13 protein-coding genes are annotated in these 13,905 nt (G+C 71.9%); 8 read left to right on the top strand and 5 right to left on the bottom strand.

Going from position 1 to position 13,905, the window contains the following annotated elements:
- The first annotated feature begins 98 nt into the window (after positions 1-98).
- Positions 99-1,346 carry an aminotransferase class I/II-fold pyridoxal phosphate-dependent enzyme gene (locus tag IH68_RS0119360; protein ID WP_030936787.1) on the top strand — a complete coding sequence of 416 codons (1,248 nt, stop codon included), beginning with the start codon at positions 99-101 and terminating at the stop codon, positions 1,344-1,346.
- Entirely contained in the window at positions 1,343-2,413 is a 1,071-nt protein-coding gene (locus IH68_RS0119355) for an MBL fold metallo-hydrolase (protein ID WP_030936785.1), read from the top strand. Before IH68_RS0119360 ends, IH68_RS0119355 begins: the two co-directional genes overlap by 4 nt.
- Positions 2,414-2,506: 93 nt before the next feature.
- Here the strand turns inward: IH68_RS0119355 and IH68_RS0119350 are convergent, their stop codons facing one another.
- A complete protein-coding gene (locus tag IH68_RS0119350) occupies positions 2,507-3,139 on the bottom strand; it encodes a DedA family protein (protein ID WP_037884988.1) in 633 nt (210 codons plus the stop codon).
- A complete protein-coding gene (locus tag IH68_RS0119345) occupies positions 3,139-3,912 on the bottom strand; it encodes an MBL fold metallo-hydrolase (RefSeq protein WP_030936780.1) in 774 nt (257 codons plus the stop codon). Before IH68_RS0119345 ends, IH68_RS0119350 begins: the two co-directional genes overlap by 1 nt.
- Before the next feature lie 83 nt (positions 3,913-3,995).
- On the opposite strand from IH68_RS0119345, the gene IH68_RS0119340 reads away from it, so the two are divergent.
- The 6 genes from IH68_RS0119340 (at position 3,996) to dnaK (ending at position 12,137) form a co-directional block, all read left to right on the top strand.
- Positions 3,996-4,397: a hypothetical protein gene (locus IH68_RS0119340; protein WP_030936778.1), complete on the top strand. Its 402-nt coding sequence runs from the start codon at positions 3,996-3,998 to the stop codon at positions 4,395-4,397.
- A 231-nt stretch (positions 4,398-4,628) separates the two neighbouring features.
- Positions 4,629-6,689, top strand: a complete 2,061-nt coding sequence (locus IH68_RS0119335; protein ID WP_030936777.1) for an alkaline phosphatase family protein — start codon at positions 4,629-4,631, stop codon at positions 6,687-6,689.
- 80 nt (positions 6,690-6,769) lie between these two features.
- The gene (locus IH68_RS0119330) at positions 6,770-7,831 is read left to right on the top strand and encodes an ATP-binding protein (protein WP_030936776.1); all 1,062 of its coding nucleotides are present in this window, start codon (positions 6,770-6,772) and stop codon (positions 7,829-7,831) included.
- Positions 7,828-9,627, top strand: a complete 1,800-nt coding sequence (locus IH68_RS0119325) for a DUF2201 family putative metallopeptidase (protein WP_030936775.1) — start codon at positions 7,828-7,830, stop codon at positions 9,625-9,627. The genes IH68_RS0119330 and IH68_RS0119325 overlap by 4 nt, the downstream gene beginning before the upstream one ends.
- 58 nt (positions 9,628-9,685) lie before the next feature.
- A complete protein-coding gene (locus IH68_RS0119320) occupies positions 9,686-10,114 on the top strand; it encodes an OsmC family protein (protein ID WP_030936774.1) in 429 nt (142 codons plus the stop codon).
- Positions 10,115-10,271: 157 nt separating this feature from the next.
- Complete coding sequence (gene dnaK / locus IH68_RS0119315) at positions 10,272-12,137, top strand: molecular chaperone DnaK (RefSeq protein WP_030936773.1); 1,866 nt, start codon at positions 10,272-10,274, stop codon at positions 12,135-12,137.
- Between the two features lie 3 nt (positions 12,138-12,140).
- Here the strand turns inward: dnaK and narI are convergent, their stop codons facing one another.
- From narI to IH68_RS0119300, 3 genes are read right to left on the bottom strand one after another with little or no spacing between them, the layout of a single operon-like run.
- Positions 12,141-12,863: a respiratory nitrate reductase subunit gamma gene (narI, locus tag IH68_RS0119310; RefSeq protein ID WP_030936772.1), complete on the bottom strand. Its 723-nt coding sequence runs from the start codon at positions 12,861-12,863 to the stop codon at positions 12,141-12,143.
- Entirely contained in the window at positions 12,860-13,354 is a 495-nt protein-coding gene (narJ, locus tag IH68_RS0119305) for a nitrate reductase molybdenum cofactor assembly chaperone (protein WP_030936771.1), read from the bottom strand. The genes narI and narJ overlap by 4 nt, the downstream gene beginning before the upstream one ends.
- Positions 13,354-13,905 (bottom strand): molybdopterin-dependent oxidoreductase, encoded by a 552-nt coding sequence (locus IH68_RS0119300; RefSeq protein ID WP_030936769.1) that lies wholly within the window; start codon positions 13,903-13,905, stop codon positions 13,354-13,356. The genes narJ and IH68_RS0119300 overlap by 1 nt, the downstream gene beginning before the upstream one ends.

Below are 13,905 nucleotides of genomic sequence, written 5' to 3'. Positions count from 1 at the left end.
CGACCGGCGAAACCCGTGCGCACTCCGATGCGGCAGCGGCACTCTGGGTACTCGGAGCACAGCGACGGACACGGCACAGGGACTGCGCGGAGGTACGCATGCGGCGGACGGACGCGGAAGGCCACGGACCCGTCCGCTACGGGCCGCCGCTGCCCGAGGACGGCCTGCCCGTGCCGCCCGAGCTCACCGCCGTGCTCGCCGCGGCCGCCGCACGGGCCGACGGGGAGCCGATCGGCGGCGGACCCGAGCTGATCGAGGCCGCGTGCGGCTACTGGGAGCGACGCGGCCTGTCCGCCGCACCCGACCGCGTGGCCGCCGGCCCCGGCGCCCCCGCCCTGCTGCTCGCGCTGACCGCCGCGCTCGGCGGCGACGTCCTGGTGCCGAGGCCCTGCGCGGCCTGGTGGGCGCCGTACGCACGCCTGTTGGGCAGACCCGTCTTCCATGTGGCGACGCCGGCCGAGTGCGGTGGCGTACCGGATCCGTACGCCCTCCTGGAGACCGTGCGCAGGGTGCGCACCGAGGGCGGTGACCCGCGGCTGCTCGTGCTGTCCGTCGCAGACGACCCGACGGCCACCGTCGCCCCGCCCGAGTTCCTGCACGAGTGCGTCGAGGCCGCCGCAGGGGAGGGACTGCACCTGGTCAGCGACGAGACCTGGCGCGACACCCTGCACGCACCGCACGACACGGTGCTGCTCAGCCCCGCCGAGATGCTGCCCGACCACGTCACCGTCGTCACCGACCTGGCCGGCGCGCTGCTGCCGCCCGGCTGGCCTGCCGCGATGGCCCGCGTCCCGGCGGGCGACACGGGCCGTGACCTCCACGCGCGCGTGCTCGACGTGCTCACCGCGCTGGGCGCCCGCATCGCCGGCCCGGTCGCCGCCCCGGCCGCGTACGCGCTGGGGGAGCCGGAGCCGGTCACCGCGCGCGTGGCCGCCGGCGTGCGCCTGCATGCGCGCGTGGCCGCCGCCGTGCACGCCGCGATCGTCGCGGCGGGCACCCTGTCCCGTCCCCCGCAGGCCGGCCGCCACCTCTACGCCGACCTCGGCCCGCTGCGCTCCGCGCTCTCGGCGCACGGCGTCGGCGACGCGCAGGAACTGGAGGACTTCCTCGCCGCCCGGCTCGGCATGCCCGCACCGGGCGGCCACCGCTTCGGAGACGAACTCGGCGCCCTGCGCGTCCGCCTGTCCACCGGCCCGCTGTTGGGCAGCACGGACGAGGAACGCGCGGAATGTCTCACATCACCCGCGCCGTTGGAACTGCCACACGTGCAACGCGCGTTGAGCCATGTGAAGTCGGTCTTCGACGATCTCCGCGACGAAGCTCAGCGATGGGAGCCTCCTCGATGACGCAGCAGTCCGAGTCGACCACCACCACGAGTACGAGTACGAGTACGACCACCCGGGATGCCGACGAGACGGCGTCCCGGCCAGGGTTCGCGCCCGCCCTTCCGCCGCTCGCCGAACCCCGCCCGCTGGGCGAGCGCAGGGTGTGGCCGCGCACCTTCCACGACCGTCTGACCGCCCCGCTGCCCGGCCTGAAAGCCATGGCACGCTTCGCCCGCGAGGGCTCCATCCGCCCCGGACGCGAAGGCCTGGCCGACATCCCCCGGCTCCCCTTCGCACCCGCCCCGCTGCCCCGCGTCGACGCCCGCACCGTCGCCGTCTCCTGGGCGGGACACGCCAGTTGGATCGTCCGGATCGGCGGCCTGACCGTCCTGACCGACCCGGTCTGGTCCCGCCGCATCCTCGGCACCCCCGCCCGCATCACCCCGGTCGGAATCCCCTGGGAGTCCCTGCCACCCGTCGACGCGGTCGTCGTCAGCCACAACCACTACGACCACCTGGACGCCCCCACCCTGCGCCGGCTCCCGCGCACCACTCCGGTGTTCGTCCCGGCCGGCCTCGCCCGCTGGTTCCACCGCCGCCGCTTCACCGCCGTCACCGAACTGGACTGGTGGGAGGCGGCCGAACTGAAGGGCGTCCGCTTCGACTTCGTCCCCGCCCACCACTGGTCCAAGCGCACCCTCACCGATGCCTGCCACTCCCTGTGGGGCGGCTGGGTACTGACGGCCCCCGACGGCCAACGCGTCTATTTCGCGGGCGACACGGGATACGGCCACTGGTTCTCCCGGATCGGCGAGCGCCACCCGGACATCGACCTCGCCCTCCTCCCCATCGGCGCCTACGACCCCCGCTGGTGGCTCAGCGACGTCCACTGCGACCCGGAGGAGGCGGTACGGGCGGCCCAGGACCTGGGCGCGCGAAGGATGGCCCCGATGCACTGGGGCACGTTCGTGTTGTCGGCGGAGCCGGTACTTGAGCCCCTCACACGGGTACGGACGGCTTGGGAGAAGGCGGGCTTGGATCGCGATGACTTGTGGGACCTCCCAGTGGGAGGCTCCCGGGTCCTGTAGCGCCGTTGTTTTAGGGGCGAGGGGCTGTATCAATATGCGGCTCCGCCGCGTGGGCGCGACAGGCCCCCACCGGCCCGCAGTCGCCAAACGATCTCAGATCCCCGCCCCTTGGGCGCCTCTGCACAGGCGTCGCCAGACACTCGGCACGACACTGATGACCACGGTCAACGCAACCGCAGCCACCACGCCTTCCCAAGGCTCCGGGAACAGGGAACCACCCAGAATCCCAATCACTTGATACGTCGCAGCCCAAGCCAGGCACGCCGGCAAGTTGCCCCGAGCAAACCGCCGCAACGGCCACTTGGCCATGAGGCAAGCCAACATCACCGGAATACGCCCAGCCGGCACCAGCCGGGACAACACCAGCACGGCAACCCCGTGCTCGGCCAGCTTCCCCTGCGCCTGCGCGAGCCGCTCCTCCGGCGCCCGCGCCCGAATCGCCGCCAGCCACCGCGACCCGTTCTTCGACCCCATCCCGCGCCGCCCCAGCCAGTACAGCGCCGCATCCCCGAGAAACGCGGCCAGCGACGCGGTCACGAACACCAGGGCCAACGCGAACGGCGCCGTCTGATGAAAGGCCACCACGGCCGCCGAACTCACCAGCGCCCCCGTGGGAATCACCGGCACCAGCGCCCCGAACAGCACCAGCAGAAACAGCGACGGATAGCCGATCGCACGCTGGGTCGACTCGGGAGGCACGATCGCCGCCGTAGCGGCAAGCCACATCACCGCGCGACCTCCAGGCGCACGCTCTCCCCGTGCCCGAGCCGGTGCACCGCGACATCCGGCGCGTGCTCGGCCGCGAGGCGCACGAACTCGTCGCCGGGCGCGTGGAATTCATGGGGGCGCACAGCGTCCATCCCGATCGGCCAGTACGTGCCGTAGTGCACCGGCACCGCACTGCGCGGGGCCAGCCGGGCCAGCGCCTGGGCCGCCCGCCCCGCATCCAGATGTCCGGTGCCGAGGTACGGCCCCCAGCCGCCCACCGGCAGCAGCGCCACGTCGACCGGCCCGACCTCCTGCGCCATCGCGTCGAACAGCCCGGTGTCCCCGGCGAAGTACGTGCGTGCCTCGCCCTCGATGACGTACCCCAGAGCGGGCGAGCGATGCGGTCCGAGCGGCAGCCGCCGCCCGTCGTGCCATGCGGGGACGGCCCGTACGACCACGTCACCGACCGTCACCCGGTCCCCGGGCGCCACCTCGCGCACCGTGAGGTGGGTGAGCCGGCGCAGCCCCGGCACGGCCCGGGGTGCGCCCCGGGGCACCAGCAGGCGCGTGCCCTCGGCGAGCCGCTCCAGAGACGGAACATGCAGGTGGTCGGCGTGCAGATGCGACACCAGCGCCACGTCCGCGCGCCAGGCGCCGGGCGGCGGCAGCGCCCCGCGACGGCGGCGGAGATGTGCGAGACGGCGCGCGAAAAGAGGGTCGGTGAGCAGCCGTACGCCCGAGTCCGCGACCGTACAGGTCGCGTGACCCCACCAGGTGATCTCCACCGGCACCTCTTTGCCTCCTTCGCGCGACTCCCCGAAGCCTACGGGCAGGAGTAGGGTCGGCGCCGAAACCCGGAGGTGAGGGGGACGCCATGGGACCGGTGCGGGTCACGGCGATCGCGAGTCTGACGCCGCTGCAGGAGCTGGACGACGATCCCTTCCTGGTGGACTCCCGCAGCCAGCACGCGATGTGCGCCCGCTGGGCCGCCGAGCGGGGCTACATCGTCAGCCGGGAACTCCTGGTGCGGGGAGTGCGGGCCGACCACTGTGTGCTGTGGGACGGCGTCCGGCCGGGGATCGACCTGTTCGTGGCGCCCAGCCGCCGGGTGCTGGAGAGCGCGCTGTCGTCCGTCGAGGAGTTCACCGCGGAGTGCGCACGGCGCGGGGTGCGGGTGGAGACGGTCGGGTTCGAGGAGCCCTGCTACGACGCCCAGATGAAGGCCCGGGTGCACCGGCGGCTGTCGATGCCGACGGCCGGATACGACGGGCGCTGAGCGCTCCGCGGGCTGTGCGGCGATGCGCCGTCTTTCGTCTGCGGCATCGTCGTGGCTGGTCGCGCCCCGCGGCGGAGCCGCATGTCGATGCAGCCCCGCGCCCCTTTGGGACGCTGCGGAACCGCAGCTGATCACCGGACCGCCCGTTGCCGGAACCCGTTGTCGGACCACTGTGACAATCTGAATACAAGCCCGCACCGACGACGGGCCAGGACGTGAGGTGGGCTGGGCGTGCGTGGCGGGCGGTGGCGGCGGGTCGCCAGTCAGACGGGGCGGAGCGTCGCGGTATGGGCGGTCTCCACGGTCACCATGCTCGTGCTCGCGGGGATCCTGCCGGACTTCCGCCTGCAGTCCGCCGACGGCGAGAGCGCCACCCACATCGCCGTCACCGCCGCGTTCGGCGCCGGGGCCTTCGGTGTGCTGTCCGCCCTGGTCTGGCCGCTGCTCGTACGGCTGTTGCTGCTCGTGCCGGCGCTGGTGCTGGGACTGCTCGTCTTCGTCCTGAACGGGTCCCTGCTGCTGGTGGCGCTGCGGCTCAACCCGTCCAGCAGCGCCGAGGCCGCTCCGGAGACGGCCGTGGTGGTGGCCGCCGTGATGTCCGCCGTGGCCTCCGCGACCGGCGCCGCCCTGGCCGTGCGCGACGACGACGCGTACCGGCGGCGCCTCTACCGCCTCGCCGACCGCCGTCGCAGACGTCTACCGCCCGGCCCGTCCGCCCCGGGCACCGTCTTCCTGCAACTCGACGGAGTCGGCCACGACGTCCTGCTGGCCGCGGTCGGCAAGGGCCTGATGCCCACCGTCGCCCAGTGGCTGGGGTCATCCCACCGGCTCACCCCCTGGCGCACCGACTGGTCCAGCCAGACCGGCGCCAGCCAGCTCGGCATCCTGCACGGCAGCAACCACGACGTCCCGGCGTTCCGCTGGTATGAGAAGGACACCCGCGAGGTGATGGTCTGCAACCGGCCGACCAGCGCCGCCGAACTCCAGCGCCGGGCCGTCGAGCACACCGGCGACGGCGGCCTGCTCACCGCCGACGGCGCGAGCCGCGGCAACCTCTTCAGCGGCGGCGCCGACGAGCAGGCCCTGGTGCTGTCCATCGCCACCCGTCGCCGCGGCCGGGAGAACCGGTCCCGGGCGGGCTACTTCGCGTACTTCTCCGACCCGGCCAACGCCGTGCGCACCGCCCTGTCCTTCGTCGCCGAAGTCGGCCGCGAGACAGTCGAGTCCACCCGGGCCCGGATCAGGCAGCAGCGCCCGCGCGTCGCACGCGGCGGCCTCTACCCCTTCGTCCGCGCCTTCGCGACCGTCGTCGAACGGGACGTCGTCGTCGCCGCGGTGATGGGCGACATGCTCGCCGGACGCACCGCCGTCTACGCCGACCTCGTGGCGTACGACGAAGTGGCCCACCACTCCGGGCCGACGAGCCGCGACGCGGAGAAGGTCCTCGAACGCCTCGACCGCGCCCTCGCTCTGATCGCGAAGGTCGCCGAGCACGCCCCGCGGCCGTACCGGATCGTCGTCCTGTCCGACCACGGCCAGAGCCCCGGCGAGACCTTCCGCGCCCGCTACGGCCTGGGCCTCGGCGATCTGGTGCGGGCCGGCTGCGGGCTGCCCGTGCCGCGCAGGGCGCAGCGCACGCACAGCGGAGCCGAGGCACGCGCGGCCGTGCGCGCGGCGCTGCGCCGGCCCGTCGAGGAGGGCGAGGAGCAGCACCGGCCCTCCCGCCGCTCGGAGCCGCTCGTGCTGGCCTCCGGCAACCTCGGCCTGGTCTCCTTCCCGGACGTCCCGCACCGGATGAGCAAGGAGGAGATCGACGCTCGCCATCCCGCGCTGCTGACCACCCTCGCCAACCATCCCGGCGTCGGCTTCCTGCTCGTCCGCAGCGAGGAGCACGGCGGGGTCGTGATGGGCGCGTACGGCGCCGAGATCCCGCTCGGCCAACTCGAGGACAAACCAGGCCCGTTGGAGGCCTTCGGGCCCGGCGCCGCCGACGCCGTGCGCCGCACCCACTCCTTCCCGCACACCGCCGACATCATGGTCAACTCCTTCCACGACCCGGCCGACGGCGAGGTCCTCGCCTTCGAGGAACAGATCGGCTCGCACGGCGGGCTCGGCGGCGCGCAGGCAAGGCCTTTCCTGCTGTCGCCGGTCGTCTTCTCCGAGCCGGTGCAGGCAGGGCGGGAACTGGTCGGCGCCGAGGAGGTGCACCGGGTGCTGCGGCGGTGGCTGCGCGAGACGGACGGTCCCCAGGTACCGGTCACCGACGAGGGCGAGCAGGAGCGGGCCGCCTGAAATTCGGCTGCGCCTGCGGGGGTCGTACGCACACACTGTTCGAGTCGCAAACCTCTCGAACACCCTGAAGGAGCCCGCTCTTGCAGGCTGCCGTATCCGTCACTCCCGCCCGCATCCCCGAGCTGCTGCTGGGCCTGGCCACCGTCCGGCCCGTCTTCATCTGGGGCGCCCCCGGCATCGGGAAGTCCTCCCTGGTGAGGGCGTTCGCCGAGTCGCTGGGTCTGGAGTGCGTGAGCCTGCTCGGCACCCAGCTCGCCCCGGAGGACCTGATCGGCGTCCCGCAGATCCGTGAGGGGCGGTCCGTGTTCTGCCCGCCGGAGGCGATCGCCCGTGACGAGCCGTACTGCCTGTTCCTGGACGAGCTGAACGCGGCCACACCCGATGTGCAGAAGGCGTTCTACTCCCTGATCCTCGACCGCCGGATCGGCAGCTACGAGCTGCCGAAGGGCTCGATCGTCATCGGCGCCGGCAACCGCGCCACGGACAACGCGCTCGCCCGCCCCATCGCCTCCGCCCTCGTCAACCGCCTCACCCACGTCCACCTGGAGGCGTCCGCCAAGGACTGGCTGACCTGGGCCGCGGACAACGGCATCCACCCTTGGATCCTCGACCACCTCACCGACCGGCCCGACCACCTGTGGTCCAAGCCGCCGAAGACCGAGGAGCCCTTCTCCACACCCCGCTCCTGGCACATGCTCTCCGACGCGCTGCACTCCTTCGGCCAGGGCCTCGACGAGGAGACGCTGAAGGTCCTCGCACACGGCACGCTCACACCGAGGCACGCGACGGCGTTCTGCGGCTACGTCAAGATCGTGCGCAGCCAGTTCGGCATCGAGGCCGTCATCAAGGGCGACGCCCGCTGGCCGGGCCGGCCGGAGGACCGCGACCTGCTCTACTACCTCGCCGAGTCCTTCCGCGGACGCCTGATCAAGGAGCTGCCGGCCAGCAAGGAGCACATGTCGGCGAACGGCCGCCAGACCGCGTACCGCGCCAAGTCGCTGCTCGTGCAGCTCGCCGAGATCTCCGTCGAGGTCGCGCAGACCGTCATCGCATCCGACGCCGACGGCAACCCCGTCCTGCCCTCCTGGTTCCTCATCGAGGCGGCGCGTGACATGCCGCGGCTGGTGGAAGCGAGGCGATGAGCAGCCGCACCCGGGGCAAGGGACAGAAGAAGCGGGACCCGGCTGCCGAGGCGTTCGCCGAGGGGCTGCGGCTGGTGAAGGCCAACCCGGCGCTCGCGGCCGTGAACTTCGACGTCTGCCGGCAGGAGGAGTGCAGGTTCGCGCCCCGCGACGGGCTCGTGGTCGTCGACTCCGACGCCGCCCTGCACGTCCACCCGAAGCGGCTCGCCGAACCGGCCGCCTGGGCCTGGGCGCTCGCGCACGCCGTCCTGCACCTGGGCTTCGGACACGTCCCGGCGGCCAAGGGCGAGCGCACCCGGCCGGACCGGTTCGACCTCGCCGCACGCTGCGTCGTCGTCAACCGATTCCTGCTGAACTTCACCATCGGCGAGACCCCCGAGGCGCTCCCCGCCTCCTACCCCGACGGCGACGAGGAGCAGCTCGCCGCCCGCTGGCGGCGGGACGGTCTCCCGCCCGCCTACGAGCGCTGCGGCACCGCGGGCCACGAGCCCGACCAGCAGCTCCTGCCGTGGGTGGGCTGGTCCCAACCCCCGGACCACCAGCTGACCTTCGCCACCGCCCTGACCCGGACCGTGTCCGCGGCGATGGACATGGCGGGCGGCCGCCGCGACTCCCTCGACGGGGAAGTGGTCCCGCCACGCCCCTGGGAGAAGGCCCTGAGCTGGTTCATCTCCTCCTACCCGCTGCTCGGCGGCATCGCGGCCGGCATCACCCTCGTCGCCGACGCCGAACTCGCCCGCGCGCACGGCATTTCCGTGGCCGCGGTGAACCCGGAAGCGGCCGAGATCTACATCAACCCGCTGCGCCGGTTCGACGACGAGGAATGGCGGTTCATCCTCGCCCACGAGATGCTGCACGCCGCCCTGCGCCACGGCGACCGCTGCGGCACCCGCGACCCGTACCTGTTCAACATCGCGTGCGACTACGTCATCAACGGCTGGCTCTGCGAGATGCAGGTCGGCACGATGCCCGAAGGACTGCTGTACGACCCGGAGCTGAAGGACCTGTCCGCCGAGGAGGTCTACGACCGCATCGCCGGCGACCTGCGGCGGATGCGACGCCTGGCCACGCTGCGCGGCAAGGGTGCCGGCGACATCCTCGGCGGTCCGCTCGGCAGCCCGCGCGACTACGTCGACCTCGACGAGTTCTACCGCCGTGGCCTGGGCCAGGGCCTGGACCTGCACCAGCAGCAGGAGCGCGGCCTCCTCCCCGGCGGCCTGGTCGAGGAGATCCGCGCGCTCAGCCACCCGCCCCTGCCCTGGGACGCCCAACTCGCCCGCTGGTTCGACGAGTTCGTACCCAGCCCACAGCCCGTGCGGTCGTACGCCCGCCCCTCCCGCCGTCAGTCCTCCACCCCCGACATTCCCCGCGCGGGCCGCTACTTCCCGCCTGAGGAGATCGCCCGCTGCACCTTCGGCGTGGTCCTCGACACCTCCGGCTCCATGGACCGGACCCTGCTCGGCAAGGCCCTCGGCGCCATCGCCTCCTACGCGGAGGCCCGCGAGGTGCCGGCCGCCCGCGTCGTCTTCTGCGACGCGGCCCCGCACGACGCCGGCTACGTGCCGGTCACGGAGATCGCCGGCCGGGTACGGGTCCACGGCCGCGGCGGTACGGTCCTGCAGCCCGGGATCGACCTCCTGCACCGCGCGGACGACTTCCCGCCCGGCGCACCCGTCCTCGTCATCACGGACGGCTGGTGCGACGTACTGCGGGTGCGGCGCGACCACGCGTATCTGATTCCCCAGGGGGCGCGGCTGCCGTTCTCCGCGCGTGGCCCGGTGTTCCGGGTGCAGTGAGCCGGAATGTGATCGGATGGTGTCCTACAGGAACAGCCAGAATTCGAAGGGATTCATCGTGGCAACCACGCGCTCCGCACACACCGTCTGGGAAGGCAACCTGCTCGAGGGCAACGGTGTCGTCTCCTTCGACTCCTCCGGTGCCATCGCCGAGCAGCCGGTCACCTGGGCCTCGCGCTCCCAGGACGCGAACGGCAGGACCAGCCCCGAGGAGCTGATCGCCGCCGCCCACTCCAGCTGCTTCTCCATGGCGCTGTCGCACGCCCTGGCCGGCGCCGGCACCCCGCCCACCAAGCTCATCACCTCGGCCGACGTGAACTTCCAGCCGGGCGAGGGCATCACGGGCATCCACCTGACCGTCGAGGGCACGGTCCCCGGCATCGACAACGACGCCTTCGTCGCCGCCGCCGAGGACGCCAAGAAGAACTGCCCGGTCAGCCAGGCCCTCACCGGCACGACGATCACCCTGTCGGCGAAGCTTGCCTGACGCCCCCGTGCGTCCCTGACGTCGCCCGGTGCCGCGCCCCCCGAGACAGGGGGCGCGGCACCGTCGTTTCCGGGTACCCGGAGTACGCGGCATTGACAACAGCGCACTCAAGTTTTGTGCTGGTGTGTGAGGAGTGCCCTGGCGGAAGGGGACGGAGATGGCACGAGCGGTCGGGATCGATCTGGGGACCACGAACTCGGTGGTGGCAGTGCTGGAGGGCGGCGAACCCACCGTCGTCGCGAATGCGGAGGGGGCCAGGACCACACCTTCGGTCGTGGCCTTCGCCAAGAACGGCGAGGTGCTCGTCGGGGAGGTCGCCAAGCGGCAGGCCGTGACCAACGTGGAGCGGACCGCCCGTTCCGTGAAACGGCACATGGGCGACACGAGCTGGCGTTTTCCCGAGCAGGGCTCCGTGGACGGCACCCGCTACCGGGCGCAGGAACTGTCCGCGCGGGTGCTGCAGAAACTGAAGCGGGACGCGGAGTCCTACCTCGGCGAGGACGTCACGGACGCGGTGATCACCGTACCGGCGTACTTCGACGACTCCCAGCGGCAGGCGACCAAGGAAGCCGGGGAGATCGCGGGCCTGAAGGTCCTGCGGATCATCAACGAGCCGACGGCCGCAGCCCTCGCCTACGGCCTCGACCGCGGCGAGGAGCAGACCGTGCTGGTCTTCGACCTCGGCGGCGGCACCTTCGACGTGTCGCTCCTGGAGATCGGCGACGGCGTCATCGAGGTCAAGGCGACCAACGGCGACACACACCTCGGCGGCGACGACTGGGACCAGCGGATCGTCGAGCACCTCGTCAAGAAGTTCAAGGGGCAGTACGGCATCGACCTGGGCAACGACAAGATGGCCGTGCAGCGACTGCGCGAGGGTGCCGAGAAAGCCAAGATCGAACTGTCCAGCTCGTCCGAGACGACGATCAACCTCCCCTACATCACCGCCTCCGCCGAGGGGCCGCTGCACCTCGACGAGAAGATGACCCGCGCCCAGTTCCAGGAGCTCACCGCCGACCTTCTCGACCGCTGCAAGCCCCCCTTCCACCAGGCGGTCAAGGACGCCGGCATCAAGCTGTCCGCCGTCGACCACGTCATCCTCGTCGGCGGCTCGACCCGGATGCCCGCGGTCACCGACCTCGTCAAGGAACTGACCGGCAAGGACCCGCACAAGGGCGTCAACCCCGACGAGGTCGTGGCCGTCGGCGCGGCCCTCCAGGCGGGCGTCATTCGCGGCGACGTCAAGGACGTGCTGCTCCTCGACGTCACCCCGCTGTCCCTCGGCATTGAGACCAAGGGCGGCATCATGACCAAGCTGATCGAGCGCAACACGACCATCCCGACCCGGCGTTCGGAGATCTTCACGACGGCCACCGACAACCAGCCCTCGGTGGGCATCCAGGTCTACCAGGGCGAGCGCGAGATCGCCGCGTACAACAAGAAGCTCGGCGTCTTCGACCTCACGGGTCTGCCCCCGGCCCCGCGCGGCGTCCCGCAGATCGAGGTCGCCTTCGACATCGACGCCAACGGCATCATGCATGTGTCGGCCAAGGACCTCGCCACCGGCCGCGAACAGAAGATGACGGTGACCGGCGGCTCGGCGCTCCCCAAGGACGACATCGACCGGATGATGCGGGAGGCCGAGCAGTACGCCGAGGAGGACCGAAAGCGCCGGGAGGCCGCCGAGACCCGCAACCAGGCCGAACAACTCGTCTACCAGACGGAGAAGTTCATCCGGGACAACGAGGACCGGATCCCCGCCGACACCAGGTCGGAGGTGGAGACGGCGGCCACGGAGCTCAAGGGCCTGCTGGAACGGAACGCGGACACCAACGAGCTGCGCACCGGCGTCGAGAAGCTCGCCACCGTCAGCCAGAAGATGGGCCAGGCCATGTACGCCCAGGCCGACCAGGGCGACTCCGGCAGCGGCACCGAGCAGGACACCGCACCGCAGGACGAGGAGGGTGTGGTCGACGCCGAGATCGTCGACGAGGACCGCGACACGAAAGGCGGCGCGGCATAACCGTCAGACGCCCGTCCTCTCCCACCCCCGCCGCTCCGGCCGCGACCCCAGTTGCCTGGGGTCGCGGCCGCGGTACACCGCATACGGGCGGAACAGGTACTGCACCGGCGCGCTGAACACGTGGACCAGGCGGGTGTACGGCACCAGGGCGATCAGAGCCATGCCGATCGTCGCGTGGACCCGGTACAGCACCGGCACGCCCTCCATCAGGTAGGTCTTCGGCTGGAGCGTGAACAGGCTGCGGGCCCAAAGGGCAATGGAGGCATGGTAGTTGTAGCCGTCGCCGGTGCTGTGGGTGAGCTTGGCGGCCATGCCCATCGCGATGGCGGCGAGCAGGACGACGTACATGAGTTTGTCGTTCACGGTCGTCGCCCGGAAGATCGGGGCGTGCGTGCGTCGGCGGTGGACGAGCAACAGGGCCCCGGCGACGGCGAGCGCGCCCGCCGCCGTCCCGCCGTAGAGCGAGAACACGTGGTACGTGTGCTCGCCGACGCCGATCGGGTCGGTCCACGACTTCGGGACGAACAGGCCCACGAGGTGGCCGGCGAGTACGAAGAGGATGCCGTAGTGGAAGGCCGGGGAGGCGATGTTCAGCAGCTTCGAATCGTGCACCTGCGACGAACGCGTGGTCCAGCCGTACTTGTCGTAGCGGTAGCGCCAGATCAGGCCGGCGACGAGCAGGGCGAAAGCGACGTACGGCAGGACGCCCCACAGGAGCGTGGTCATGAGCGAACCTCCGTGTGGGGGATCGGCAGTGTGGCGCATACGGCATCCAGGACGGACGCGTACGGGGTACCGAAGTCGGTGAGCCTGGCCCGGAGCTGCCCCAGGGCCTCGTGGTGTTCCGTGAGGAGGTCCGTGTTCCCGGTGCGGGCCGTGAACTCCAGTACGGCGGGCAGGAAGTCGGGCAGTTCCTCGCCTGTGAACTCCAGGCCGGCGGCGCGATAGACGTCCTTGAAGCGGGCCAGCGACATGCCGCGCCGCCGGATGTCCCCGTCCCGCCACCAGCTCAGATGGAGGCTGTGCCGGTTCTTGAAGTCGAAGACCCGGACGTAGTGGGCGGCCAGTTCCCGGGGCGGTGTGACGGCCGCGTGGTCGGTGAACTCCCGCAGCTGCGGGGCCGCTTCGCGCAGCAGCGGCAGCCGGGCGCGGAAGTCGTCGTCGGGATAGGTCAGGCAGAGCGCTGCCGCCTGGTACAGCACGCCGTCCGAGGGCATCAGGTCTCCTTGGTCTCAACCGCGGTCTGGCGTCCGCGCAGGGCGTGGAAGTTCTCCACCGGCACCAGCGGCAGTCGCCTGCGTCCCGAGTCCCGGCCGAACGGCCCGTCGCCGCCTGCGCCGGGGCCGCCCTTGTGGTCGAGGCTGCAGCCCTGCTGCATCGGGGCGCCGATGAGCGAGTGGAAGCGGGCGCCGGCAGCGTGCGACACCATCGACATCGCGGGGATGGGGGAGAAGCCGGCGATGCGGTCGGGGCCGTACGTCCTGATGGTGTGGACGTGCGCGGCGGCGACGATCTCCACGGCCTCGTCCCGACTCGCCCGCACCAGGCCGCCCTTGAAGGCGGCGCAGCGCGGGCAGCCGTGGGGTTCGTACTCGGGCCGGTCGGCGTCCACCGACGGGTGGTCCGTCTGAGCGAAGACGTCAGCCTCGCGTCCGCCGGTGAGCGCGATGCCGTGCCGGTCGGGGGCGGTGGCTCCGGGGCGGAAGCACCGTCCTGCGCGGAGCAGGGCCGCTCCCGGCTCGGCGGGCGGTATTCGCGTCTCGGCCAC

The sequence above is a fragment of the Streptomyces sp. NRRL S-646 genome, assembly GCF_000720765.1.
GTDB lineage: Bacteria > Actinomycetota > Actinomycetes > Streptomycetales > Streptomycetaceae > Streptomyces.
This window is presented reverse-complemented; position numbering and strand designations above follow the sequence as displayed.